Origin of the sequence: Streptomyces luteolifulvus (assembly GCF_008806595.1) — a bacterium.
GTDB lineage: Bacteria > Actinomycetota > Actinomycetes > Streptomycetales > Streptomycetaceae > Streptomyces > Streptomyces luteolifulvus.
In genome coordinates, this window is record NZ_VZRB01000003.1 from 174,228 (window position 1) to 198,607 (window position 24,380).

22 protein-coding genes and 1 tRNA gene are annotated in these 24,380 nt (G+C 71.0%); 15 read left to right on the forward strand and 8 right to left on the reverse strand.

The window, feature by feature from the left end; genetic code table 11:
- The first annotated feature begins 166 nt into the window (after positions 1–166).
- The 5 genes from F7R91_RS05810 to F7R91_RS05830 all read left to right on the forward strand — a co-directional run bounded on the left by F7R91_RS05810 (position 167) and on the right by F7R91_RS05830 (position 6,428).
- A complete protein-coding gene (locus tag F7R91_RS05810; protein WP_191971366.1) occupies positions 167–1,678 on the forward strand; it encodes a PP2C family protein-serine/threonine phosphatase in 1,512 nt (503 codons plus the stop codon).
- 103 nt (positions 1,679–1,781) lie between these two features.
- Positions 1,782–3,254, forward strand: coding sequence for an aminopeptidase P family protein (locus F7R91_RS05815; protein ID WP_150945170.1), 1,473 nt, complete (start codon positions 1,782–1,784; stop codon positions 3,252–3,254).
- Positions 3,255–3,274: 20 nt separating this feature from the next.
- Complete coding sequence (gene pdxR / locus F7R91_RS05820) at positions 3,275–4,660, forward strand: MocR-like pyridoxine biosynthesis transcription factor PdxR (RefSeq protein ID WP_150945172.1); 1,386 nt, start codon at positions 3,275–3,277, stop codon at positions 4,658–4,660.
- A gap of 104 nt (positions 4,661–4,764) precedes the next feature.
- Complete coding sequence (locus F7R91_RS05825) at positions 4,765–5,994, forward strand: MFS transporter (RefSeq protein ID WP_150945174.1); 1,230 nt, start codon at positions 4,765–4,767, stop codon at positions 5,992–5,994.
- Between the two features lie 209 nt (positions 5,995–6,203).
- A complete protein-coding gene (locus F7R91_RS05830; protein ID WP_150945176.1) occupies positions 6,204–6,428 on the forward strand; it encodes a hypothetical protein in 225 nt (74 codons plus the stop codon).
- A 25-nt stretch (positions 6,429–6,453) separates the two neighbouring features.
- On the opposite strand, the gene F7R91_RS05835 is transcribed toward F7R91_RS05830, so the two are convergent.
- Positions 6,454–6,975, reverse strand: coding sequence for a hypothetical protein (locus tag F7R91_RS05835; RefSeq protein WP_150945177.1), 522 nt, complete (start codon positions 6,973–6,975; stop codon positions 6,454–6,456).
- Positions 6,976–7,287: 312 nt separating this feature from the next.
- Positions 7,288–7,734 carry an ATP-binding protein gene (locus tag F7R91_RS05840; RefSeq protein WP_150945180.1) on the reverse strand — a complete coding sequence of 149 codons (447 nt, stop codon included), beginning with the start codon at positions 7,732–7,734 and terminating at the stop codon, positions 7,288–7,290.
- Positions 7,735–7,955: 221 nt separating this feature from the next.
- Between F7R91_RS05840 and F7R91_RS05850 the strand changes: the two genes are divergently transcribed.
- The 9 genes from F7R91_RS05850 to F7R91_RS05890 all read left to right on the forward strand — a co-directional run bounded on the left by F7R91_RS05850 (position 7,956) and on the right by F7R91_RS05890 (position 17,810).
- Positions 7,956–8,726 carry a hypothetical protein gene (locus F7R91_RS05850; RefSeq protein WP_150945184.1) on the forward strand — a complete coding sequence of 257 codons (771 nt, stop codon included), beginning with the start codon at positions 7,956–7,958 and terminating at the stop codon, positions 8,724–8,726.
- 189 nt (positions 8,727–8,915) lie between these two features.
- The gene (locus tag F7R91_RS05855) at positions 8,916–9,656 is read left to right on the forward strand and encodes a YcnI family copper-binding membrane protein (RefSeq protein WP_150945186.1); all 741 of its coding nucleotides are present in this window, start codon (positions 8,916–8,918) and stop codon (positions 9,654–9,656) included.
- A gap of 110 nt (positions 9,657–9,766) precedes the next feature.
- The gene (locus tag F7R91_RS05860; RefSeq protein ID WP_150945187.1) at positions 9,767–10,420 is read left to right on the forward strand and encodes an SCO family protein; all 654 of its coding nucleotides are present in this window, start codon (positions 9,767–9,769) and stop codon (positions 10,418–10,420) included.
- Positions 10,417–10,881: a copper chaperone PCu(A)C gene (locus F7R91_RS05865; protein ID WP_150945189.1), complete on the forward strand. Its 465-nt coding sequence runs from the start codon at positions 10,417–10,419 to the stop codon at positions 10,879–10,881. The genes F7R91_RS05860 and F7R91_RS05865 overlap by 4 nt, the downstream gene beginning before the upstream one ends.
- Positions 10,882–10,894: 13 nt before the next feature.
- Positions 10,895–12,841: a copper resistance CopC/CopD family protein gene (locus F7R91_RS05870; protein WP_150945191.1), complete on the forward strand. Its 1,947-nt coding sequence runs from the start codon at positions 10,895–10,897 to the stop codon at positions 12,839–12,841.
- Between the two features lie 7 nt (positions 12,842–12,848).
- Positions 12,849–14,171, forward strand: a complete 1,323-nt coding sequence (gene efeB / locus F7R91_RS05875; RefSeq protein WP_150945193.1) for an iron uptake transporter deferrochelatase/peroxidase subunit — start codon at positions 12,849–12,851, stop codon at positions 14,169–14,171.
- A gap of 69 nt (positions 14,172–14,240) precedes the next feature.
- Positions 14,241–15,173 carry a prephenate dehydratase gene (gene pheA, locus F7R91_RS05880; protein ID WP_150945195.1) on the forward strand — a complete coding sequence of 311 codons (933 nt, stop codon included), beginning with the start codon at positions 14,241–14,243 and terminating at the stop codon, positions 15,171–15,173.
- A 550-nt stretch (positions 15,174–15,723) separates the two neighbouring features.
- On the forward strand, positions 15,724–17,001 hold the full coding sequence (gene serS / locus F7R91_RS05885; protein WP_150945196.1) for a serine--tRNA ligase: 1,278 nt from the start codon (positions 15,724–15,726) through the stop codon (positions 16,999–17,001).
- Positions 16,998–17,810: an HAD family hydrolase gene (locus F7R91_RS05890; protein WP_150945198.1), complete on the forward strand. Its 813-nt coding sequence runs from the start codon at positions 16,998–17,000 to the stop codon at positions 17,808–17,810. Before serS ends, F7R91_RS05890 begins: the two co-directional genes overlap by 4 nt.
- 125 nt (positions 17,811–17,935) lie before the next feature.
- Here F7R91_RS05890 and F7R91_RS05895 read toward each other — a convergent pair.
- The 6 genes from F7R91_RS05895 to F7R91_RS05920 all read right to left on the reverse strand — a co-directional run bounded on the left by F7R91_RS05895 (position 17,936) and on the right by F7R91_RS05920 (position 22,197).
- Positions 17,936–18,039, reverse strand: a tRNA-OTHER gene (locus F7R91_RS05895).
- A gap of 265 nt (positions 18,040–18,304) precedes the next feature.
- Positions 18,305–18,544 (reverse strand): SGM_3592 family protein, encoded by a 240-nt coding sequence (locus F7R91_RS05900; protein WP_150945200.1) that lies wholly within the window; start codon positions 18,542–18,544, stop codon positions 18,305–18,307.
- Between the two features lie 127 nt (positions 18,545–18,671).
- Positions 18,672–19,391 (reverse strand): ABC transporter permease subunit, encoded by a 720-nt coding sequence (locus F7R91_RS05905; protein ID WP_150945202.1) that lies wholly within the window; start codon positions 19,389–19,391, stop codon positions 18,672–18,674.
- A 10-nt stretch (positions 19,392–19,401) separates the two neighbouring features.
- Positions 19,402–20,313: an ABC transporter ATP-binding protein gene (locus F7R91_RS05910; protein ID WP_150945204.1), complete on the reverse strand. Its 912-nt coding sequence runs from the start codon at positions 20,311–20,313 to the stop codon at positions 19,402–19,404.
- Complete coding sequence (locus tag F7R91_RS05915; RefSeq protein ID WP_150945206.1) at positions 20,310–21,239, reverse strand: ABC transporter permease; 930 nt, start codon at positions 21,237–21,239, stop codon at positions 20,310–20,312. Before F7R91_RS05915 ends, F7R91_RS05910 begins: the two co-directional genes overlap by 4 nt.
- Complete coding sequence (locus F7R91_RS05920; protein WP_150945592.1) at positions 21,229–22,197, reverse strand: ABC transporter ATP-binding protein; 969 nt, start codon at positions 22,195–22,197, stop codon at positions 21,229–21,231. Before F7R91_RS05920 ends, F7R91_RS05915 begins: the two co-directional genes overlap by 11 nt.
- A 258-nt stretch (positions 22,198–22,455) precedes the next feature.
- Between F7R91_RS05920 and F7R91_RS05925 the strand changes: the two genes are divergently transcribed.
- Positions 22,456–24,195: an SDR family oxidoreductase gene (locus tag F7R91_RS05925; protein ID WP_150945208.1), complete on the forward strand. Its 1,740-nt coding sequence runs from the start codon at positions 22,456–22,458 to the stop codon at positions 24,193–24,195.
- Positions 24,196–24,380 lie beyond the last annotated feature (185 nt).

Here is a 24,380-nt window from a genome sequence, read left to right on the forward strand (position 1 = left end):
CCCCTGGCCTTCTCCGAGTACGTACCCATCACGACCGTTGTGACGCTCCGTCGAGCAAGCCCAGTCGACCGCAATAGGGCGTTACCCGAGGCTTTTTTAGGCCAACTTTGCCATTCAGCACGAAGCGCGCCGGTTGCTCATGGACACCAGGAATCCCGGCAGGACAATGCTGGACATCCCCCCACGAGCGCGTGTACATGTGGAGACACTGCTAGCGGCGCAGAATGACATGGGGGTTTGCGATGCTTTTGAGCAATACGCACCGGTCGGAAAGCCGGACGCCATGAACGCCCCGCACCCTCCGAAAGTGGCTGGAATCGATTCAACGGTTCCATCGCCCGCACACACTGTCGCGCCCGCGCACACCGCCTCGGACACCTCCCCGGTCTCGCCGCCGCACCCACCGGGCGCCCTGCTCCAGGACCGGCTCGCCGGCTGGATCTCGGACCTCACGACCCTCCACGAACTCATCGAACGCCTCGTCCGCACGGACACACTCTCCGATGCCCTCCAGGAACTGCTGCGCGCCGGTGCCGCCCTGGTGGGCGCCCGGCGCGGTCTCGTCGTATTGGAGCCCGGCGACGGACTCGGCCCGGACACCACCATCGGCCTGGGACTCGCGCGGGCCGACCTCGGCCACATCGAGACCGTGCCGCGCAGCTCCCTGTCGTACGGCCGGATCCTCGACGGACTGCCGGGCGGGGACGGTGAGATCGCCGAGCCGGACCTGTTCGCCGAGGACGCCCTCGATCCCCGGCACCGCGAGGTGGCCGCCCGCCTCGGCTACGCTGCCAGCTACGCGCTCCCCCTGACCTCCGAGGACGCCGGCCGGCTCGGCGCCGCCGTATGGCTCTACGACGAGCCCGCCGAGCCAGGCGAACGCCAGCGCCATCTCGCCGGCCTGTACACCCGCTACGCCACCGAGCACCTGGCCCGGCTCCTCGAAGTCGAGCGCACGCGCGCGTCCATGGCGACGATGGCGGAGGAACTGCTGCCGTCCCGGCTCCCCCGCGTGGCCGGAGTGCAGCTCGCCGTCCGGCACCGCACCGGCCCGCGCGGCGGCGGCGACTGGTACGACGCGCTGCCGCTGCCGGACGCCGCGCTCGGTCTCGCGGTGGGCTCGGTGACCGGGTCCGGTCCGAGCGCGGTCGCCGCGATGGGGCGGCTGCGGGCCAGTCTGCGCGCGTACGCGGTGATGGAGGGCGAGGACCCCGTCGCCGTCCTGTCCGACCTGGAGCTGCTGCTCAGGCTCACCGAGCCCGCCCGTTCGGCGACCGCCCTGTTCGCCTACTGCGAGCCCGCGCTGCGCAAGATCACCCTCGCCGGTGCCGGGCACAGCCCGCCACTGCTGATCGGCGAGCGGCGCACCGAGTTCGTGGAGACCTCCGTCTCCGCGCCGCTGGGCATGCTCGCCTGCTGGGAGGCGCCGAGCGTGGAACTGCAGGCAGAACCCGGAGAGACGGTTCTGCTGTACACCGACGGGCTGCTGCACCGCACCGGCGACCCCACCGACCGCGCCTTCGCACGACTGCACGCGGCCGCGGCCGGCGTACCGAAGGCACTGCGGCGCGACCCGGGCGCGGTCGCCGACCACGTCCTGCGGGCGGTGCTGCCGGACGGGCTGGACGCCGGGGACTCCGAGGAGGACGTGGTCCTGCTCGCTGCCCGTTTCGAGTAAGTCGGCCGTCCTGTCGAGCAGTCGGCTGTAACAGGTGTATCGGCCCTGGGCCCCCTTCCGTACGACCGTACGATGGAGGGGGTCCAGTGCCGTACCGAGGAGGATGACCGTGGCGGAGGAGCTTCCGGAGACCCCGGAGACTGCCGAAGAGGAGCCCATCAAGCAGCGCAAGAACGGCCTGTACCCGGGCGTGTCCGACGAGCTGGCCGAGAACATGAAGTCCGGCTGGGCCGACACGGAGCTGCGTGACCTGCAGCCGATCGCCCAGGTCGCGGAGACCGCCGCGAGGCGCTCCGCTCTGTCGGCGCGATTCCCGGGTGAGCGCCTCGTGATCCCCGCGGGCAACCTGAAGACGCGGTCGAACGACACCGACTACCCCTTCCGGGCGTCGGTCGAGTACGCGTACCTCACGGGCAACCAGGTCGAGGACGGCGTGCTCGTCCTGGAGCCCGTGACGGACGGCCACGAGGCGACGATCTACCTCCTGCCCCGCTCCGACCGTGAGAACGGCGAGTTCTGGCTGTCCGGCCAGGGCGAGCTGTGGGTCGGCCGCCGGCACTCGCTCACCGAGTCCGAGGCGCTGTACGGCATCGCGGCCGCCGATGTCCGCGAGCTCGCCGACAAGCTGCGCGAGGCGACCGGTCCGGTGCGTGTGGTGCGTGGCTACGACGCAGGCATCGAGGCCGCGCTGACCGACAAGGTCACCGCCGAGCGCGACGAGGAGCTGCGCGTCGTCCTGTCCGAGGCGCGGCTGGTCAAGGACGAGTTCGAGATCGGCGAGCTGCAGAAGGCGGTCGACTCGACGGTGCGCGGTTTCGAGGACGTCGTGAAGGTCCTCGACAAGGCCGAGGCGACCTCCGAGCGCTACATCGAGGGCACCTTCTTCCTCCGCGCGCGCGTGGAGGGCAACGACGTCGGCTACGGCTCCATCTGCGCGGCCGGGCCGCACGCCTGCACGCTGCACTGGGTGCGCAACGACGGGCCCGTGCGGTCGGGTGATCTGCTGCTGCTCGACGCGGGCGTCGAGACACACACGTACTACACCGCGGACGTCACGCGCACGCTGCCGGTCAACGGGCGGTACAGCGAGATCCAGAAGAAGATCTACGACGCGGTGTACGAGGCGCAGGAGGCCGGTATCGCGGCCGTGAAGCCGGGGGCGAAGTACCGGGACTTCCATGACGCCTCGCAGCGGGTGCTCGCCGAGAAGCTCGTCGAGTGGGGGCTCGTCGAGGGGCCGGTGGAGCGGGTGCTGGAGCTCGGGCTGCAGCGGCGGTGGACGCTGCACGGGACGGGTCACATGCTGGGCATGGACGTCCATGACTGTGCCGCTGCGCGCGTGGAGTCGTACGTCGACGGCACGCTGGAGTCGGGCATGGTGCTGACCGTTGAGCCGGGGCTGTACTTCCAGGCCGACGATCTGACGGTGCCGGAGGAGTACCGGGGCATCGGGGTGCGGATCGAGGACGACATTCTCGTGACCGAGGACGGCCATCGGAATCTGTCCGATGGACTGCCCCGACGGTCGGAAGAGGTCGAGGCGTGGATGGCTTCTCTGAAGGCGGCCGCGAGCTAGCCGGTCGTCCGGGGTCGTTCGTGGCCGGTCGCGCGGTTCCCCGTGCCCCTGAGGGCGTCGGTGTCGACCTGCATCTGAAAGCCGACGTGGGTGAAGGGCGTCGCGTGGGGCTTGAGCGTGCCCTGCGTGACGCCGTGCGGGACGGGCGGCTGGCGCCCGGGGCGCGGTTGCCCGCGACTCGGCGGCTTGCGGCCGAGTTGGGGGTCTCGCGGGGGACCGTGAAGGCGGCGTACGACCAGTTGATCGCCGAGGGTTATCTGACGGCGCGGCAGGGGTCGGGCACCCTGGTCGCGCCGCTGCCCTCCGTCGACGCCGAGCCGCCCAGGGCCGCCGCACACGTGCGTGAGCCGCGTTTCGATCTGCGGCCGGGCAGTCCGGACGTCGGCACATTCCCGGTGGCGGCCTGGCTGCGGGCGCTGCGCCGTGCGATCGCCACGGCGCCCTCACTGGCGTACGACTACGGGGATCCGCGCGGCCGGATCGAGCTGCGGACGGCGCTGTCGGGGTATCTGGGGCGGGCGCGCGGGGTGATCGCTCCGCCGGAGCGGATCGTGATCACCTCGGGGTATGTGCAGGGGCTGGCGCTGCTCACGCGGGTGCTGGACGGCGCCGAGATCGCCATGGAGGATCCCGGGCTGCCCTTCCACCGGGAGGTCGTGCGGCGCAACGGAGGGGTGGTCGTGCCCGCGCCCGTCGACGAACGGGGCGTCCTGGTCGAGGGTCTGGGGGACGGGGCCGCCGTCGTCGTCACGCCCGCGCACCAGTACCCGACGGGCGTGACCCTGCACCCGGAGCGGCGGCGGGCGCTCACCGACTGGGCACGCGCGCGTGGCGGGCTGATCGTCGAGGACGACTACGACGGGGAGTTCCGCTACGACCGGCAGCCCGTCGGTGCCCTCCAGGGGATGGCGCCGGGGCAGGTCGCGTATCTGGGCACGGCTTCCAAGACGCTGGGTCCCGCGCTGCGGCTGGGCTGGATGGTGCTGCCGCCGCACCTGGTCGACGCGATCGCCGACGCCAAGCTGCACAGCGACCACCACACCGAGTCCGTCGGCCAGCTGGCGCTCGCCGAGCTGATCGGCAGCCATGCCTACGACCGCCATGTGCGCGCGTGCCGGCTGCGTTACCGGCGCCGCCGGGACCGGCTCCTGCTCCGGCTGGGACCGGGCCGGCGCGTCCAGGGGATCGCGGCGGGGCTGCACGCGCTGGTGGAGGTCGACGACGAGACGGCGGTGCTGGCGCGGGCGGAGGCGGCAGGGCTCGCCGTCGGCCGGCTGGGCGACCACTGGCACACGCCGGGCGGCGGGGGGCGGCCGCAGGGGCTGGTCGTGGGGTACGGGACGCCTCGGGAGCGGGCGTATCCGGAGGCTCTGGAGGTGCTGGGGAAGGTGCTGGAGGAGGGCTGACCCCGGCGTGACGCCGCCGCCGGCACCCGCGGCCGGATTGGGCCAAGAAGTGGTTCGCCCATTGGGCCTGTCGAGGGGTCCGCCGTGCTTCTAGCGTCGATGGCATGAAGAACTCGCTCGTCCCTCCCGCGGGCCCGCAACGCGTCCTGGCGCTGGCCCAGTTGGCCAACTCCGTAGGCGACGGTGCCTACTACGTGACGTCGGCGCTGTACTTCACCCGGATCGTCGGGCTCGACCCCGCGCGCGTGGGGCTCGGGCTGACGCTCGCCTGGGCGGTCGGCTCGCTGGTGGGCGTGCCGCTGGGACGGCTCGCGGACCGGCGCGGGCCGCGCGGCACGGCGGTGCTGCTGGCGCTGGCCACCGGTCTCGCGGTGGCGTCCTTCCTGGTCGTGCGGGGCTTCGTGCCCTTCGTGGCGGCGGCCTGCGCCTACGCATCCGCCCAGTCGGGGCTGGCCGCGGCCCGGCAGGCGCTGCTCGCCGGGCTCGTGTCCGCCGGGGAGCGGACCGGGCTGCTCGCGCATCTGCAGTCGACGCTCAACGCCGGTCTGGCCGTGGGCGCCGGGCTGGGCGGGCTGGCGCTGCACGCCGGGACGCAGGCGGCGTATCTCGGGGTGTTCGCGCTGGACGCGGTGAGTTTCCTGGTGTGTGCGGGAACCCTGCTGCGGCTGCCCCCGGTGGCGCCGGCCGCTTCGCGGAAGGTGCGCGGCCTCGGTGTCCTGCGCGACCGGCCGTACGCCCTCGTCACGCTGCTCAACACCGTCCTGCTGCTGCGGATGCCGCTGCTCAGCCTCGGGCTGCCGCTGTGGATCGCGGAGCGCACCGACGCGCCGGCCTGGCTGGTGTCGGCGCTGTTCGTGCTCAACACCGGGGCCGTGATGGTCTTCCAGGTCCCCATGGCGCGCGGGGTCACCGGTCTCGCGCCGGCCACGCGCGCGGTGCGGCGGTCGGGGTGGGTGATGCTCGCGGCGTGCGCGGTGTTCGCGCTGTCGGCGGGAGCCTCGCCGGGGGTGGCCGTGGCCGCCCTGGTGGCGGGCGCGGTGCTGCAGGTGGCCGCCGAGATGGGGCAGTCGGCGGGCTCGTGGCAGCTGTCCTTCGACCTGGCCCCGGCCGACCGGGTCGGCGAGTACCAGGGTTTCTTCGGGACGGGCGTCACGGTGGCCCGCACCCTCGGCCCGCTCGTCCTGACCACGCTGCTGGTGGAGTGGGGGACGCCGGGCTGGCTGCTGCTGGGCGGGGCGACGCTCGCGGCCTCGTACGCGATCGGTCCGGCGGCGCGGAAGGCGGCGGCCGGCAGGACCGGGCAGGAGAGCAGGCAGCCCGTGCCCGTGAACTGACCGTCACCGTCAGCGAGTCCAGGAGCGGCCCGCCCGCCGGCAGCCCCGCGCAGGCTGAGAGAGCTGCGCAGGCTCAACTCCCCTGTTCGGCCCGTGCTTTCATCTCGTCCGATGAACACATGGCCCCGGACGGGGGACAGGGCCTCATCCGATGGGGCCATGTCAGGGAAAGGGCGTACCACCGGCGCGCGCGGTCGCGTTGGAGGTACATGGATTGCACCCTCACCACCGGGCGTCTCCTCCTCGACGGCGCGGACCAGCAGGCGTCGTACGGCGAACCCCTCGGGCCGTCCCGGGCGGATCCGCCCATCTACGCGGCCCTCGTACGGCAGTGGCGGGCCGGGGGCCGGATGTTCCCGGGCGCGCGGGACCCGCAGTGGACCGTTCTGACCTCCGTCAGCCCCGTCGTGATCAGCCGGTACTGGCACGCATGAGCCGGCCCTCCTGGTGTGCGCGCCCTCAGCCGGGCCTGCCGCCGCTGTGGACGCGGGGGCGTTCGGCCGGTTCCCCACACGTGGGGCAGCGCCGCCTCGCGCCGCCGTGCTCGGCGAGGCGCCCCATCCCCAGTTGCAGGGCCAGTTCGACGGCGGCGGGAACGAACAGCGCGCCGGTGCCGTCGGGCGGGACCAGCCAGCACAGCCGTCCCGCGGCCCGGTGCGGTGCGGGCACCGCGATCCACGCGCCCTGGCCGGCATACCGGATGCCCGTGCCGATCCAGCGGCCCTCGGGATCCGGCGGGAGGAAGAAGGCCACCCGGCGGGCCGCGGTGTCGACGAGCACGGGCCCGGGCGCCTGCGGAAGGCACAACAGGGCGTCGAGGGTCTGCCTGCCCAGGTCCTCCGGCACGCTCAGGACGTCCCAGAACCGCCCGCAGGCGAGCACCGCGATCCCGGACTCTCCGTGCCACTGCCGCTTGCAGGAGCGGGGGTCGGTCGCGGCGGCGGCCAGCCACTCGACGGCCGGTCTGGTCTGTCTTCCCATGGCTCTCCCTCGCGCTCGACGGCCCCGAACGGCCAGGGCGGGACCCGAGCGCGGAACGCAAGGATGTGCGAATTTCCGGTGATCTGACCCGATTCGGCTTGCCCATGCTGGTAGATATTTCTGTGCACCGGAAGGGGTGGCGCACCATGGCGTTTTACGGTGGCGAACCGCGCCGTCGCCCGCCCGCACTCAGGGCATGGCTCGTCCGCCTGCGCCAGGAGGGCGGCTGGGGCGCGCGCATCACGGGGCGCGACCCCCTGACGTCGCTGGTGCAGACCGCGCAGCGGCTCGACTACGGAGCCGGCGCGCGCCCTACACCGCCATCAGAGGGGCGTCTTCCCTCCACTTGAGCATCTTGTCGAAGCTCACCACCGCACCACCGCAGCCCGGCTCGCTGCCGATGTGCACATGGTCGGCGAGTTCCTCGATGAGACAGAGCCCGCGGCCGTGCTCGGCCTCGCCGGGCGCGGGGCGCACGGCCTGAACGCGGGCGAAACCGGGGCCCGAGTCGGCGACCTCGATGCGACACATCTCGCCGTCGAGATAGGCGGTGACGCGATACGCCTCCGAGGAGCCGCCGTGCCCGGCGCTCCCTCCGTGTTCGACGGCGTTGGCGCAGGCCTCGCTGAGGGCGACGGACAGGTCGTACGACACGTCCGGGTCGACGCCCGCCGTCTCCATCGTGCCGAGCAGCAGCCGCCGGGCGAGCGGAACGCTCGCAGCCTCACGCCGGAGATGGAGTGACCACCAGATGCTCATGCTCCAGCCTCCAGGCCGCGGCTCGACATACCGTTACGTATTGCCGCCCATGGCGGGGTATAAGCACACGGTTGACGTGATGCCGCCCATACGGCGGATGCGCCGGGGACGCTCAGGGTGTATGTGGGGCGACTGATACCAGAGGGTGTCCTTCCGGTCGTACGGCATCTTGCGGACCTGCCGTACGGCGCCTTTGGGGCCAGTGCGATGATGAGCGCGCCATGACTGCCCCCCACTCATGCACGGCACGTTGCGGAAACGATCTCCGGGTCCTGCGGGCCGCGGTGTTCGCCGCGGTCTGTGTCGTGCTGGCCGCGGCCGGTCATACGCTCGCGTCCTGCGCCACCGTTCCGCTGTGGACGCTGGGCGCGGGATTCCTGGGGATCGTTCTGGTGGTGGCGCCGTTCGCCGGACGGGCACGCTCGCTGCCCGGGATCGCCGCGCTGCTCGCGCTCGGCCAGACCGTGCTGCACACGCTGTTCGGGCTGGGCCAGCAAGGTACGGCGGCCATGGCGTCCGGTGCGACGTCCAGGGGCTCCATGGGCTCGATGGGCTCCATGCATTCCGGGGGCGTCCATCCAGGCACGGGCGGCGGGCACGGCTCCCTGCACCACGCGGCGGACGCCCTGTCCGCCTCCCCGGGCTCCCCCGTGTCGCTGCTGCCCTCCCTGCCGATGCTGCTCGGCCACGTCCTCGCGGCACTCGCCGCCGGATGGCTGCTGCGGCGCGGGGATCTGGCCCTGCTGCGGCTGCTCGAACTCTCGGCCCGGTCGGCCCATTCGCTCACCGAGGGAGCGCTCGTACGGTCCCTGCGCGGTGCGTTCGCCCTGGTGTGCGCCCTGCGTGCCGGGCTCCCGGGCGGGCTGCGGCCCGGTCCGCGCCTGCCGCGCACCGCTCTGCTCGCACCGCCAAGGCTCCGCACGACCGCACTCCAGCACACGGTGATCAGGCGCGGCCCGCCGTCGGCCGCCGCTCTCGACCTCGCCGCCTGACACGACCGGCGCTCCACGCGAACCCGCCTGGAGAGGGCCGCCGTCGTGCGGCACGCGCGTGTGCACCTGTCCCGATCGCCTGACCGCGACCGCAGAATCGCGACCGCTTCCACGTGATCGGTGACGCCCGTGCCCGCGCACCCCTCTTCATCACCGGTACGTCTCACAACTCAACGCGGAGTGCTCTTCATGAAGGCTTCTCGCCTCGCCGCCGTCGGCGCCGTCGCCGCCGCCACCGTCGTCGTCCTGTCCTCGCCCGCTCTCGCGCATGTCTCCGTGCAGCCCGAGGGCACGGCCGCCAAGGGCGGATACGCGGTCGTCGACTTCAAGGTCCCCAACGAGCGCGACGACGCCTCGACCACCAAGCTCGAGGTCACCTTCCCGACCGACCACCCGCTCGCCTCCGCAATGCCGGAGCCGATCAGCGGCTGGACCGTCAAGGTCACCAAGTCCAAGCTCGACAAGCCGATCGAGCTGCACGGCGAGAAGATCGACGAGGCCGTCTCCAAGATCACCTGGACCGCCACCGGCAAGGGCGTCGAGCCCGGCTACTTCCAGAAGTTCCCGGTCTCCGTCGGCACGCTGCCCGAGGACACCGACGAACTCGTCTTCAAGGCACTCCAGACGTACTCCAACAACGAGGTCGTGCGCTGGATCGAGGTGCAGCGGGACGGCCAGGAGAAGCCCGAGAACCCGGCCCCGGTGCTCGCGCTGTCCGCCGCCTCCGAGGAAGGGCACCACGGCTCCTCGGCCGAGGACAGCGACGACGACGCCAAGGCCGTCAAGAACACCGCCGCCGACACCTCGGGCTCCGCCTCCGCCGACAGCAGCGACACCACCGCCCGCGTCCTGGGCGTGGTGGGCATCGTCGTCGGCCTGGTGGGTGTGGCGTACGGAGTGCTCGCCGGCCGTCGGCGCACCGACGCCTGAGGTCCGCTCGACCGCGGCACGCGCCCGGGGCCGTACCTCGTCGGAGCACCTTTCGACGAGCCGTGCGACCCCGGCGCGGGCCGGAGTTCTTCCATCTGGGACATTTTTCTATGCGCAAGAAGACGTTCGCCGCGGCCGCGCTGCTCGCCGCCGCCACCCTGACCCTCTCCGCCTGCGGCAGCGGCGACGACGGCAACTCGCCCGTCGCCGTGGTCTCCGAGGAGTCCGGCTCCCAGAAGGCGGCCACCGTGCTCGACCAGCCCTTCGAGAAGCCGGACCTCGTCCTCACCGACACCCATGGCAAGAAGTACGACCTCCGCAAGGAGACGGCGGGCAAGCCGACACTCGTCTACTTCGGCTACACCCACTGCCCCGACATCTGCCCGCTGACGATGAACAACCTCGCCGTCGCCAAGAAACAACTGCCCAAGTCCGAGCAGGACCAGCTGCGCATCGTGTTCGTCACCACCGACCCCGCCCGGGACACCTCGACCGAGCTCGGCAAGTGGATCAAGGGAATCGACAGCGAGATCGTCGGCCTGACCGGCGACTTCGCCACCATCCAGGCCGGCGCCCGCACGCTCGGCATCTCCATCGAGCCCACGCACAAGGACAAGAACGGCAAGCTTGTCTCCGTGCACGGCACCCAGGTCATCGCCTTCTCCCCGAAGACCGACGGCGGCTACCTCCTCTACAACGAGGACACCAGCGTCGACGCCTACACCAAGGACCTCCCCAAGATCATCAAGGGGGAGAATCCATGAGGCGGACCGCCCTCGCCGCGACGGCCGTGGCGGGTGCCCTGACCCTCGCGGGCTGCGGCGCGGACGGCTCCGGCGCCTCTGACGGCAAAGCCGGCATCTCCGTCGGCTCCGCCTACATGCCCCAGCCCGTCTCGGACTCCATGGCCGCCGGCTTTCTGACGATCGTCAACGACAGCGGCACCAAGGACGAGCTGACCTCCGTCACCAGCGACATCGCGGGCGAGGTCACCGTCCACCGGACGACCGGCGGCACCATGGAGGAGGTCCGGAACCTCGCCGTACCCGCCCAGGGCCGACTCGTCTTCGAAAGCGGTGGCAACCACCTGATGTTCGAGAACCTGAAGCGGGCACCGAAGCAGGGCCAGACGGTCTCCGTCGAGCTGCACTTCGCCGAATCGGACCCGGTCGTCGTCACGATGCCGGTGAAACCGGCGACCTACACGCCGAAGACCGGGCACTGAGGGAGACAGCACCGTGACCCAGACCATCGCACCCCGCGTGCGGACCCTGGTGCTGCTGCTCCTGGCCGCGACCGGCCTGCTGCTCGCCGGCGCCTCGCCGGCCTCCGCGCACGCCGCGCTGACCGGCAGCGACCCCCAGCAGGGGGTGGTGGTCGACAAGGCACCCTCCCAGGTCTCGCTCACCTTCTCCGAGAGGGTCGCGACCTCCGACGACTCCCTGCGCGTGCTCGACCCCAAGGGCGAGCGCGTCGACGCCGGAAAGCCGGCCAACCTGAGCGGCACGACATATGCCGTGCAACTGCACAGCGGCCTGCCGGACGGCACATACACCGTCACCTACCAGGTGGTGTCGGCGGACAGCCATCCCGTCGTCGGCGCCTTCACCTTCTCCGTCGGTGCCCCCTCCACGACCTCCGTGACGGTGCCGGAACAGACGGCCGGCGGCGGGACCGTGGGCCGGCTGTACGGCTTCGGGCGGTATCTGTCCTACGCCGGTTTCATCGTCCTCGTCGGCGGCGCCGCGTTCGTCCTCGCCTGCTGGCAGCGCGGTGCCGGCGTACGGCCCCTGCAGCGGCTCGTCGTCTCCGGCTGGGTCACGCTCACCGCCGCCACGCTGATGCTGCTGCTCCTGCGCGGCTCCTACACCGGCAGCGGAAAGATCGGCGACGTCTTCGACCTGAGCCTGCTCGCAGACGTGCTCCAGACCAAGACCGGCGCGGCCCTCGTGTCCCGGCTGCTGCTGCTCGCCGCCGGGGCACTGTTCATCGCCGTGCTCTTCGGGGCCTTCGCCCGCACGTCTCCCACCACCACCCTGAACGACGGCGCTCCGCACCGAGAGCCTGATGCAGGCGAGGACGAGGAGAAGCGGGACCTGACCTTCGGGCTCGCGGTCGGCGGAGCCGTGGTGGCCGCCGGGCTCGCCGCGAGCTGGGCGATGGCGGAACACGCCTCCACCGGCCTCCAGCCGGGCATCGCGATGCCCGTCGACATCGTCCATCTGCTGGCCGTCGCCGCCTGGCTCGGCGGGCTCGCCGCCCTCCTCGTCGCGCTCTACCGGGCCCCCGAGGAGACCCCGCTCGACGCGGCGGCCGTCCACCGCTTCTCGACCGTCGCCTTCGGCAGTGTCGTCGCGCTGGTCGCCACCGGCGTCTACCAGTCGTGGCGCCAGCTCGGCTCCTGGTCGGCGTTCACCGACACCCGCTACGGGCAGCTCCTGCTCATCAAGATCGGGCTCGTGGCGCTGCTCGTCGGTATCGCGTGGATCTCGCGGCGGTGGACGGGCCGGCTGGCCAAGACCGCGCCCGTGGCGGCACACGAGCCGGAGGAGCGGGAGAAGGAGCACGTCAGCGCCGTTGCCGCGGACTCCAAGCGGGCGGCCCAGCTCGCCCGGCAGCGGGCCGCCGTCGACGCGGCACGGCAGAAGCGGCTGCGGGACGCCGATCCCGACCGGCTCGGGCTGCGCCGCTCGGTGCTCGCCGAGGCGGGCGTCGCCGTCGTGCTGCTCGCCGTCACCACCGTGCTCACCCAGACCGAGCCCGGCCGCACGGAGCAGGAGGCCAAGGCGGCCACCTCCTCGTCCTCCTCTTCGGGCTCCTCGGGTTCAGCGGACTCGTCGTCCGGGGCGCTGACCCTCGACATGCCCTTCGACACGGGCGGCGAGGACGGCAAGGGTGTGGTCACGGTCGACTTCGACCCCGCGCGCGTGGGCGGCAACGACCTGCACGTCTATGTCGAGCGGCCCAATGGACGCGCCTTCGACATCCCCGAGGTGAAGGTCGCCTTCACCCTCGACGCCCAGAAGATCGGGCCGCTGCCCGTCGTCCCCGACCACATCGCCACCGGACACTGGACCGCGAGCGGAGTGCAGATCCCCATGGCCGGCGACTGGCAGATCGCCGTGACCGTGCGGACCTCCGACATCGACCAGGCGACCGTCTCCAAGAACGCGCAGATCGGCTGACCGCACCATGGCTGACCAGTCCCATCCCAAGGCCCGGACACCCGGGGCGGCCTCTGGGGAATCCCCCGGAGCGAGCCCTGCGGATGGCGTGTGCGAGCAGGCTCCGTCCGCCGGGGGACTCTCGCGGCGGAGGCTGCTGAGCACGGCCGGTGCCACCGGGCTCGTGCTCGGCGCGGCCGGCGCGGCCACCGGGTACGCCGCCCGGCCCGCCGAGGCCGCACCGCTCAGCTCGGTGGGCGCCGGGCAGGTGATGTTTCACGGGAAACATCAGCCCGGTATCACCCAGGGCCTCCAGGCACGTGGACACCTCATCGCCTTCGACCTCGCGGCCGGCGCGGGCCGCAGGGAAGCGGCTGCCCTGCTGCGGCGCTGGTCGCAGACGGCGCGGCGGCTGATGGCAGGCGAGGCTGCGGCGCACGACGACACGGATGTCGCCCGGGACGCCGGCCCGTCCTCACTGACCCTCACCTTCGGCTTCGGCCACAGCTTCTTCTCCCGGACCGGACTGGAGAAGCAGCGCCCGGTCTCCCTGGACCCGCTGCCCGACTTCTCCTCCGACCAGCTCGACAGGACGCGCAGCGACGGCGACCTGTGGGTGCAGATCGGCGCCGACGACGCGCTCGTCGCCTTCCACGCCCTGCGCGCCGTCCAGAAGGACGCGGGCGCCGCGGCCCGCGTCCGCTGGCAGATGAACGGCTTCAACCGCACGCCCGGCGCCACCGCGCATCCCATGACGGCCCGCAATCTCATGGGCCAGAGGGACGGCACCCGCAATCCGAAGCCGTCCGAAGCCGACTTCGACCAGCGGATCTTCGTACCGGCCTCCGGATCGGCCGACCCCGCGTGGATGGCGAACGGCTCCTACGCCGTCGTACGCCGCATCCGCATGCTTCTCGACGACTGGGAGAAGCTGTCGGTCACCGCCCAGGAGAACGTCATCGGGCGCCGCAAGGCCGACGGGGCACCGCTGTCCGGGGGCACCGAGGCCACCGCGATGGACCTGGAGAAGACGGACGCCGAGGGCAGCCTCGTGGTCCCGGTCAACGCCCACGCCCGGATCACCCGCCCCGACCAGAACGGCGGCGCGGCGATGCTCCGCCGCCCGTTCTCCTACCACGACGGCATCGACAGCGACGGGGTCCCCGACGCGGGCCTCCTCTTCGTCTGCTGGCAGGCCGACCCGCTGCGCGGCTTCGTTCCCGTCCAGCGCAAGCTCGACCGGGGCGACGCGCTCTCGCAGTACATCCGGCACGAGGCGAGCGGTCTGTTCGCGGTGCCGGGCGGGGCGGCCGAGGGCGAGTACGTGGGGCAGCGGTTGCTGGAGGGGTGAGCATCACCCACCCGAGGGGTCTCGTGAAACACGTGCGCCGCGGTTCCGTGGGCCCATTAGGGTGAGGGCATGCCAGCGAGCTACGCGTATCTCGGCCCTGAGGGCACCTTCACCGAAGTCGCCCTGCGCACGCTCCCGGAGGCGGCCACCCGGGAGCTGATCCCCTATGTGTCCGTGCAGTCCGCGCTCGACGCGGTGCGGGGAGGCGAGGCCGAGGCCGCGTTCGTACCCATCGAGAACTCCGTCGAGGGCGGGATCACCACCACACTCGACGAGCTGGTCGCGGGCACGCCGCTGATGATCTACCGCGAGGTGCTGCTGTCGATCACCTTCGCGCTGCTGGTCAGGCCCGGCACCAAGCTGTCGGAGATCAAGACGGTCACCGCCCACCCGGCCGCCCAGCCGCAGGTGCGCAACTGGCTCAAGGCCAACCTCCCGGACGCCGTCTGGGAGTCGGCCGCCTCGAACGCGGACGGCGCCCGCCTGGTCCAGGAGGGCCGGTACGACGCGGCCTTCGCCGGCGAGTTCGCGGCCGCCCGCTACGGCCTGAAGGCCCTGGAGACCGGCATCCACGACGCGGAGAACGCCCAGACCAGGTTTGTGCTGGTCGGCCGGCCCGCCCGGCCCGCGGCACCGACCGGCGCGGACAAGACCTCCGTCGTGCTGTGGCAGCGCGACGATCATCCGGGTGGACTGCGCGACCTCCTCGGCGAGTTCGCCACCCGGGGCATCAACCTGATGCTGCTGCAGTCCCGGCCCACCGGCGCCGGCATCGGCAACTACTGCTTCTGCATCGACGCCGAGGGCCATATCTCCGACCGCCGGGTCGCCGAGGCACTGACGGGCCTCAAGCGGATCTGTCTCCAGGTGCGGTTCCTCGGTTCGTACCCAAGGGCGGACGGGGACACGGACGGCGTGCGCGCCGTACTGCCCGGAACCTCGGACGACGAGTTCGTAGCCGCGGCGGACTGGGTCGCGCGGTGCCAGGACGGACGCTTCTAGCCGATTCCCGGCCGGCTCACCACCTGAGGCCAGTTATCCACAGGCGTTGTCCACAGGGTGCCCCGTCGATGCTTCTCGATCTGGGGACAAGTCGACAACGGGGGCCGGTCCGGTCGACAAATCGCTCCAGAGCGCCCGAACCCGTCCACCGTCCCGTGGGTCACTCTTCGTCCACTCGTTTCCTTCGTTCAATCCTTTGGAGCGACGCATTTCCATCCGAAAGTGGGCACAAGGAACGTTTGGGGCAGGAATTCATCAGCCCGGAGACCCGCAGCGGAATGATCATTTCCGAAGTCCACAGATCTTCCGCACAGCCTGTGGATAACTTTTCGGAGGGTGTGGATCCCTGTGGACAACCCGGACCCCAAGTCCCGTTCCCCACAAGGAAATCGAGTCAACCAGACGCGCTCCGTCTGCCCCGTTCCAGGGAATGAGGCACCTTTTATTGACACCTGCGAGCACTCCGGGCAATTGACCCACAACCGACCGTAGGCCGCCCCACGGAATAGTGAGTCGTGGGCGGTCACCCCGCACCGGTAGCCTTGAGCGCGTGATTGACCTTCGCCTGCTCCGTGAGGACCCCGACCGTGTGCGTGCGTCGCAGCGCGCCCGTGGAGAGGATGTCGCGCTCGTCGACGCTCTCCTGTCTGCCGACGAGCGGCGCAGGTCGTCCGGCGTCCGCTTCGACGAACTGCGTTCCGAGCAGAAGGCGCTCGGCAAGCTCATCCCCAAGGCCTCGGGTGACGAGAAGGCCGAGCTGCTGCAGAAGGCCGGCCAGCTGGCCGCCGACGTCAAGGCGGCCGACGCCGCGCAGGCCGAGGCCGACGAGGAGACCAAGCGCCTCCTCCTCCAGCTCGGCAACCTGGTCCACCCCGACGTCCCCGTGGGCGGCGAGGAGGACTTCGTCGTCCTGGAGACGCACGGCACCATCCGCGACTTCGCCGCCGAGGGCTTCGAGCCCAAGGACCACCTGGAGCTCGGCGAGGCGCTGGGCGCGATCGACGTGGAGCGCGGCGCCAAGGTGTCCGGCTCCCGCTTCTACTACCTGACGGGCGTCGGCGCCCTGCTGGAGCTGGCGCTCGTCAACGCGGCGATCGCGCAGGCCACGGAGGCGGGCTTCATCCCGATGCTCACCCCGGCGCTGGTCCGCCCGCGCGCCATGGAGGGCACCGGCTTCCTCGGCCAGGCCGCGGAGAACGTGTACCACCTGGAGAAGGACGACTACTACCTGGTCGGCACCTCCGAGGTCCCGCTCGCGGCGTACCACATGGACGAGATCCTCGACGCCGACCGGCTGCCGCTGCGGTACGCGGGCTTCTCCCCGTGCTTCCGCCGCGAGGCCGGCACCTACGGCAAGGACACCCGGGGCATCTTCCGCGTGCATCAGTTCGACAAGGTCGAGATGTTCTCGTACGTCGCTCCCGAGGACGCCGAGAACGAGCACCGGCGGCTCCTGGAGTGGGAGAAGCAGTGGCTGACCGGCCTTGGGCTGCCCTTCCAGGTCATCGACGTGGCCACGGGCGACCTCGGCGCGTCGGCATCCCGCAAGTTCGACTGCGAGGCGTGGATCCCGACCCAGGGCAAGTACCGTGAGCTGACCTCGGCCTCCAATTGCGACGGCTTCCAGGCGCGCCGGCTGTCCGTCCGTCTGCGCGACGGCAAGAAGGTGCAGCCGCTGGCCACGCTCAACGGCACACTGTGCGCCGTACCGCGCACGATCGTGGCGATCCTGGAGAACCACCAGCAGGCCGACGGCTCCGTACGGGTGCCCGAGGTGCTGCGTCCGTACCTGGGCGGCCGTGAGGTGCTGGAGCCGGTCGCCAAGTGAGCTCGGGCTTCCCCTTCGGACTCGTCGCCACCGATCTGGACGGAACGCTCCTGCGCTCCGACGAGTCGGTCTCGGAGCGCACCCGTGAGGCGCTCGCCGCGGCCACCGCGGCGGGCGCCGCGCACATCGTCGTGACGGGGCGCGCGGTCCCCTGGACCCGGCACATCCTCGACGACCTCGGCTACCGGGGCCTCGCGGTCTGCGGGCAGGGCGCGCAGGTGTACGACGCCGGAGAACACCGTCTGCTGACCTCGGTGACCCTGGACCGCCGGCTGGCCGGTGTCGCGCTGGCCAAGATCGAGGCGGAGACCGGCCCGCTGTTCCTCGCGGCGAGCCGCGACGGCCTGGACGGCGAGGTGCTGGTCGGGCCCGGTTACGCGGTCACGGGCAGGCTTCCGGCGACCCCGTTCACGGACGCGTCCGACCTGTGGAGCGCACCGCTGAACAAGATCTACATCCAGCACCCGACTCTCTCGGACGACGAACTCGCCGAGGCGGCGGCCCAGGCCGCCGGCGGCTTCGTCACCGTGACTCTGGCGGGCGAGGGCATCGTGGAACTGCTTCCCCTCGGCCTGTCCAAGGCGACGGGACTGTCCCTGGCGGCACGCCGACTGGGGCTGAGGACGGCGGACACGATCGCCTTCGGCGACATGCCCAATGACATTCCGATGTTCGGCTGGGCTGCCCGGGGCGTGGCCATGGCCAACGCCCACGAGGAACTGAAGGCGGTCGCGGACGAGGTGACGTCCTCCCACGAGGAGGACGGGATCGCGGTCGTGCTCGAACGGCTGCTGGGCGACTGCGGGTAGTCGAGGGCTGGTCGCGCAGTTCCCCGCGCCCCTGGTCATGTCCGCTCACTTCGGCTGCAACGCCGGGCGCCCGGTTCACATGTCCCAGCTCTACAAATCGGTCCAGTCCCAGTGACAACGTCTCGTGGAGGATGCACGGATCGAACGTGCGCGGGGATCAACCCCGACCACGACTTGCTTTTGATCGAACACAGCGCAAGCCGGTGCCTTACCACTCGGCCAATCCTCCGGGAAGGCGGCCCACGCGAAGCGTTTCGCGTGCTCGAAGCGGCCGCCCCGGGCAGTTCCCCGTGCGGGACGGACTCGACGGAGGGGTAGCTACTCCGGAGTCCGCCGCGGGCTGCCCTGAAGGGAGCTCGGCGTACTGTCGTGCAGGGACATCGCCCAGCTCCTCTCCCCGTGCATGGCGCCGGTCCGGCCCGGCGTCGTGGACACAACCACTGTGCCTGTACGACGTGTTGGCCGCCACTGATTAAAAGTGGCGGCTCACGTCCCTACCGGCGGCGCCATCGTCGCCGGCGCGCCTTGCTGAAGAACCAGCCGGCGGGCGGCTCGTCGGAACGCCACGGCTGCGGCTCGGGCTCCTCGGCACGCCAGCGGGCGGCGAGCATCCGGGCCCGGGCGGACGGCTCGGCCGTCTCGGCGGACCGGATGAACTGCTCGTCCAGGACGAGTTCGTCCCAGACGTCCCCGGGCCGCTCGCGACCGTCGCTCTCGGATGTCTCGCCTGCCATCCCCGTTCCCCTCAGCCGTGCGTCTCCGTGCGTCTCCGTGTGTCCTCGTGCGTCGTGGTGCGTCCTTGTGCATCCCCTTTGCCCAGTGTGGCCGGACAGAGGTGAAGCCCCCGTCAAGACGGCGTGGTCACTCCTCGCCGGCCAGCGTCAGCGTCCGCAGCTTCTGTCCGGCGTACCAGGTGGCGAGGACGGTGACGACGGCCAGCAGGATCGTCGCGGTCGTCAGCCCGACGTCGGAGGTCACCAGGTCCCCGCCCGCGACCTTGTGGGCGACGGCCAGCGACCACTGCTGGACGCTGAGCGTGCGCGCGCCCGACACCAGGGAGCCGAACAGCGCCTCCCAGACCAGTGCGTAAACGAGGCCGAACACCACCGCGTGCCGCGACACCGTGCCCAGCAGCAGGAAGATCGCCGCGTAGGCGATGGAGGCGACCAGTGCGGCCACCGTGTAGGCGACGGCGATCTGCTGGCCGTTGCCGTTGAGGATGAAGCCCGCGATGAACGTCGGCACCGCGGAGAACACCATCGTCACCGCGATCGCCACGATCAGTTTCGTGAAGATGATCGTCGGACGCTTGACCGGCTTGGACAGCAGATACACCACGGAGCCGTCGTCGATCTCCGGTCCGATCGCTCCGGTGCCGGCGATGACGCCGATGATCGGCACCATCGTGGCGAGCGCCAGCCCGCCCAGCAGGTCCGAGGCCGTCTGGTCGTCGGCTCCGGCGAGGCCGCGCACCACCACGGAGATGGCGATCAGCAGCAGGGGCAGCGCGCCCAGGATGAGGGCCCGGCGACGGCCGAGCAGGGCCCGGTAGGTGAGCCGGGCGACTGTGGGGTCGTACATCTTCGGCCTCCTACGCGGCGACGAGATACGAGAAGACGGACTCGAGGGACTCGTCGGACGGCGAGACCGTGAGCAGCCGGATGCCGTGGTCCTTGGCGACCTTCGGCAGCAGGGCCGTGAAGCGGCCGAAGTCGACGGCCTGGATGCGCAGCGCGCCCTCCGCGAGGTCGACCTCGATGCCGGAGGTCGACGGGTCGGCGATCAGCGCCGCCGCGAGCGCGCGGTCGTCGCTGGAGCGCACCAGGTAGCGGTGCGGGCGGTCGGTCATCAGACGGCGGATCCTGCGGAAGTCGCCGCTGGCCGCGTGCCTGCCCGCGACGACGACCTCGATGTGCCGGGCGAGTTGCTCGACCTCTTCGAGGATGTGGGAGGAGAACAGCACCGTGCGGCCCTCGTCTCCCATGCGCCGCAGCAGGTCCATGAGCTGCATGCGCTGGCGCGGGTCCATGCCGTTGAAGGGCTCGTCGAGCAGGAGCAGCGACGGGTCGTGGACCAGCGCGGACGCCATCTTCACCCGCTGCCGCATGCCCTTGGAGTAGGTGGCGATCTTCCGGTCCTGCGCGTACTCCATCTCGACCGTGGCGAGCGCCTTCTGGGCTGCCTTGGCGCCCAGGCCGTGCAACTCGGCGTTGGCGACGACGAATTCGCGTCCGGTGAGGAAGTCGTACATCGCCTCGCGCTCGGGGACGAGGCCGATGTGCCGGTAGATGCTCTCGTTGCGCCACACCTGCTGCCCGTCGAGGGTGACGGTTCCGGTGGAGGGGGCGAGGAAGCCGCCCATCATGTTGATGAGGGTGGACTTTCCGGCGCCGTTGGGGCCGAGGAGGCCGGTGACGCCGGGGCCGATCGTCATGGTGATGTCGTTGACGGCAACCACATTGCCGAACCAGCGCGATACATGGTCGATGTTGAGCGTGGTCACAGTCCGACCTTTCGGTAGCGGCGCATCAGGAGGCCGTATGCGGCGGCGATGAGGCCGAGGGTGACCAGGACGTACACCACTCCCTCGCCGTTGGTGGGTCCGACGCCGCCGGGGAACGCCGATTTCGCACCCAGGAACGCGGACTGCAGGCCGTCGATGAGCGTGACGGGCGAGAACAGGCCGATCCAGGTGATGGCTCCGGCGCTGCCCTGCCCGTCGCCGAGGGACTGCGCGTCGGCGATGGCCTGGAGCGTGGAGACGGCGCCGTAGGAGATGGTCAGGACGGCGATCACGGCCGCGATGCCGAAGCCGCGGCGCGGGGTGACCGACGCGATGACCAGGCCGAGGCCGGCGAAGAGCAGTGAGAGCAGTGCCACGGAGACGAGTCCCTGCGCGAATCCCTTGGTGTGGTCGGCGAAGTCGAGCTTGGCCAGCAGCGCGCCCACATAGAGCACGAGCAGCGGGGCGGCGGTGAGGATGAACATCGCCGAGGCCAGCGCCGCGTACTTGGCGCGTACGTAGTCGGCGGTCTCGATGGGCCGCGAGAAGTACAGCGGGACGGTCTTGAAGCGCAGGTCCCGCGAGACGGACTGGGGTGCCTGCGAGGCGACGTACAGGCTGATGACGGCCTGCATGATGATCGCGTAGCGCGTGTAGTCGACGGGGAGGTCCTTCGCCTTCGTGGCGACGGCGACCGCGACCATGATGGCGGCGGGCACGCACATCACCACGAACAGCAGCATCGGCAGCACCTTGGACTTCACCGAGCGGCCGAGGCCGTAGGCGCCACGCAGGGACTGCGAGTACAGGGAGCGGCGGGCGTAGGCGCGGCCCAGGCGGGGGCCGTCGTAGGTGCGGTAGCCGATGTTGTGGATGCGGGTCTGTTCGCCCGACGGCGAGACCTGCAGGGGCTGCTCAACTGCCATGGCCGACCGCCTCCTTCCGCTGCTGCTGCTCGTCGCTGTCCTTGAAGACCTCCGAGATGTGGTGCCGGCGCTGCTCCATGCGGACCAGGCCGAGCCCGAGGTCGGCGACCACGTCGCGGACGAGGTCGTAGGTCTCCTCGCCCTGCGCGGTGAGCAGCAGGATGTGGCCGGCGCCGGGCAGGCCGCTGCCCTCGTGGACCTCGACCCCGCGCGTGTGGAGCGCTTCACGCACCGCGCGGGTGCCGTCCGGGTGGGCGTCGGTGTCGGTGACCTCGATCGCGAGGGTCGTGGTGGTCTGCGTGAAGTCGGTGGTGGAGCTGGAGCGCAGCAGCTTGCCGCCGTCGATCACGACGACGTGGTCGCAGGTGCGCTCCAGTTCGCCGAGCAGATGCGAGGTGACCAGGACCGAGATGCCGAAGTCGGTGTGGATGCGGCGGATCAGGCCGAGCATCTCGTCGCGGCCCACCGGGTCGAGGCCGTTGGTCGGCTCGTCCAGGAAGACCAGTTGCGGGTCGTGCACCAGGGCCTGGGCGAGCTTCACACGCTGCTTCATGCCGGTCGAGTAGCCGCCGATGGGGCGGTAGCGCTCCTCGTACAGACCGACGTGGCGCAGTGTGTCCGCGGTGCGCTCGCGCGCGGCGGCCGGCGGGAGTCCGGACATCCGGGCCATGTGGACGACGAACTCGGTGGCCGAGACGTCGGGCGGCAGGCAGTCGTGTTCCGGCATGTAGCCGACCCGCTCACGGATGGCGCCGCCCTTGGTGGCGACGTCGAGGCCGAGCACTTCGGCGCGGCCCTCGGTGGCGGGGGACAGACCCAGCAGGATCTTGATCAGTGTGGACTTGCCGGCTCCGTTGGCTCCGACGAGTCCCGTCACACCGGGCCCGACATCCACGGAGAGCCGGTCAAGCGCGGTCACCCGGGGGAACCGCTTGCTCAGGCTTTCGGTCGCGATCACAGTCACGTCCAAGACGGTAGTGACGCGGACCACGTGCCGTCGTCAGACCGGAGAGCCGTCCTCGCATCAGACTCCAGATGTACGGGTCCCTAGGGGGCTCTCACCCTGAGGTCGAACAACGCCGCCACGCTTTTCCGCATCGGCGTGGCTTTCCCCGGCCGGGGCAGCCCTGTTGACGTGGCGTCTAACAACTGCCACATTCGCGGTGTCATGTTACGGACACGTAGCGGGTTCGGACGGGACAGTGGGGGCGGCGGCATGAGGGAACGCTGGGTGCGGACCGGCGGGGTCGAACTGTGCGTGGCCGAGCTGGGGGACCCGGCCCGGCCGACGGTCGTCCTCGTGCACGGCTACCCGGACAGCAAGGAGGTGTGGTCCGAGGTCGCCGCACGACTGGCGGCCCGCTTCCACGTCGTGCTGTACGACGTCCGCGGACACGGCCGGTCGAGCGCACCGCGGCCGCTGCGCGGCGGGTTCACGCTGGAGAAGCTGACGGACGACTTCCTCGCGGTCATCGACGCCGTCAGCCCGGACCGGCCGGTGCATCTGGTGGGGCACGACTGGGGCTCGGTGCAGTCCTGGGAGTTCGTCACCGTCAAGCGCACCGAGGGCCGCATCGCCTCCTTCACCTCGATGTCCGGTCCCTCCCTGGACCACATGGGCCACTGGATCAACAAGCGCCTGAAGCACCCCACTGTGCGCCGCATCGGCCAACTCCTCGACCAGGGAGCCAAGTCCTGGTACGTGTACCTGCTGCACACGCCCAGGCTGCCCGAACTTGCCTGGCGCGGCCCGCTCGGCACACGCTGGCCGAAGATCCTGGAGCGCGTCGAGAAAGTCCCCGGCGGCGGCTACCCGACCTCGTCGCTGCCCACGGACGCGGCACACGGCGCCTGGCTGTACCGCGACAACGTACGGGCCCGGCTGCGCAGGCCTCGCACGGACGCGTACGCACACGCGCGCGTGCAGCTCATCACTCCCCTCGGGGACGCGTTCCTGTCCCAGCAGCTCTACGACGAACTGGAGACGTGGGCCCCCGGGTCGGTCCGCCGGACGCTGCCCGCGCGGCACTGGATCCCCCGCACCCGGCCCGATCAACTGGCCGCCTGGATCACCGAGTTCGTGACAGCCGCCGAGGACGGTACGCCCGAACCGACAGCGACCGGCAGGTACGCCGACCGGTTCGGCGGACAACTCGTCCTGGTCACCGGCGCGGGCAGCGGCATCGGGCGCGCGACTGCGCTGGCCTTCGCCGAGGCGGGCGCGCGCCTGGTGGCCGTCGACCGGGACGCCGAATCCGCCGCCCGCACCGCCGAGTCGGCCCTCACGCTGGGCGCGCCGGCCGCCTGGGCGGAGACGGTGGACGTCTCCGACGAGCAGGCCATGGAGAAGCTCGCCGGGAAGGTCGCCGCCGAGTACGGCGTGGTCGACATCCTGATCAACAATGCCGGAATCGGCCTGGCCGGCTCCTTCTTCGACACCACACCGGAGGACTGGAAGAAGGTCCTCGACGTCAACCTGTGGGGCGTCATCCACGGCTGCCGCCTCTTCGGAGGACGGATGGCCGAGCGGGGACAGGGCGGCCACATCGTCAACATCGCGTCCGCAGCGGCCTATCAGCCGTCCAGGACACTGCCCGCCTACAGCACCTCCAAGGCGGCCGTGCTGATGCTGAGCGAGTGCCTTCGCGCCGAACTCGCAGGCCGGTCGATCGGCGTGACAGTGGTCTGCCCCGGCATCGTCAACACAGGCATCACCTCGACCGCGCGCTTCGCGGGCGTCGATGCGGAGGAGGAGAAGCGCCTTCGGAAGCGCGCCGCGCGGCTGTACGGACTGCGCAACTACCCACCGGAAAAGGTCGCCCACGCGATTCTCCGGGCCGTCGCGCGGAACGAGGCCGTCGTCCCGGTCACCCCCGAGGCCCGGGGCGCCCGCGTTCTGTCCCGTCTGGCACCGTGGACGCTACGGGCGGTCGCCCGGCTGAGGCCGCCCATGTGATCAGGCTCCCCAGGGAGTTGAGAGCGAGCTGTCGAACGCGCAGTGGACATCTGGTACTTGGGTCGATTGGTCCCAAACCCCATCCTGCCGAGTGATGTTGGCGAACTCCCGTGGACCGACGTCTAGTTGTCCACAGAGTCGCCAATTCCCCTGTGGATAACCGCACTTGGCTGTGGACCAAACAT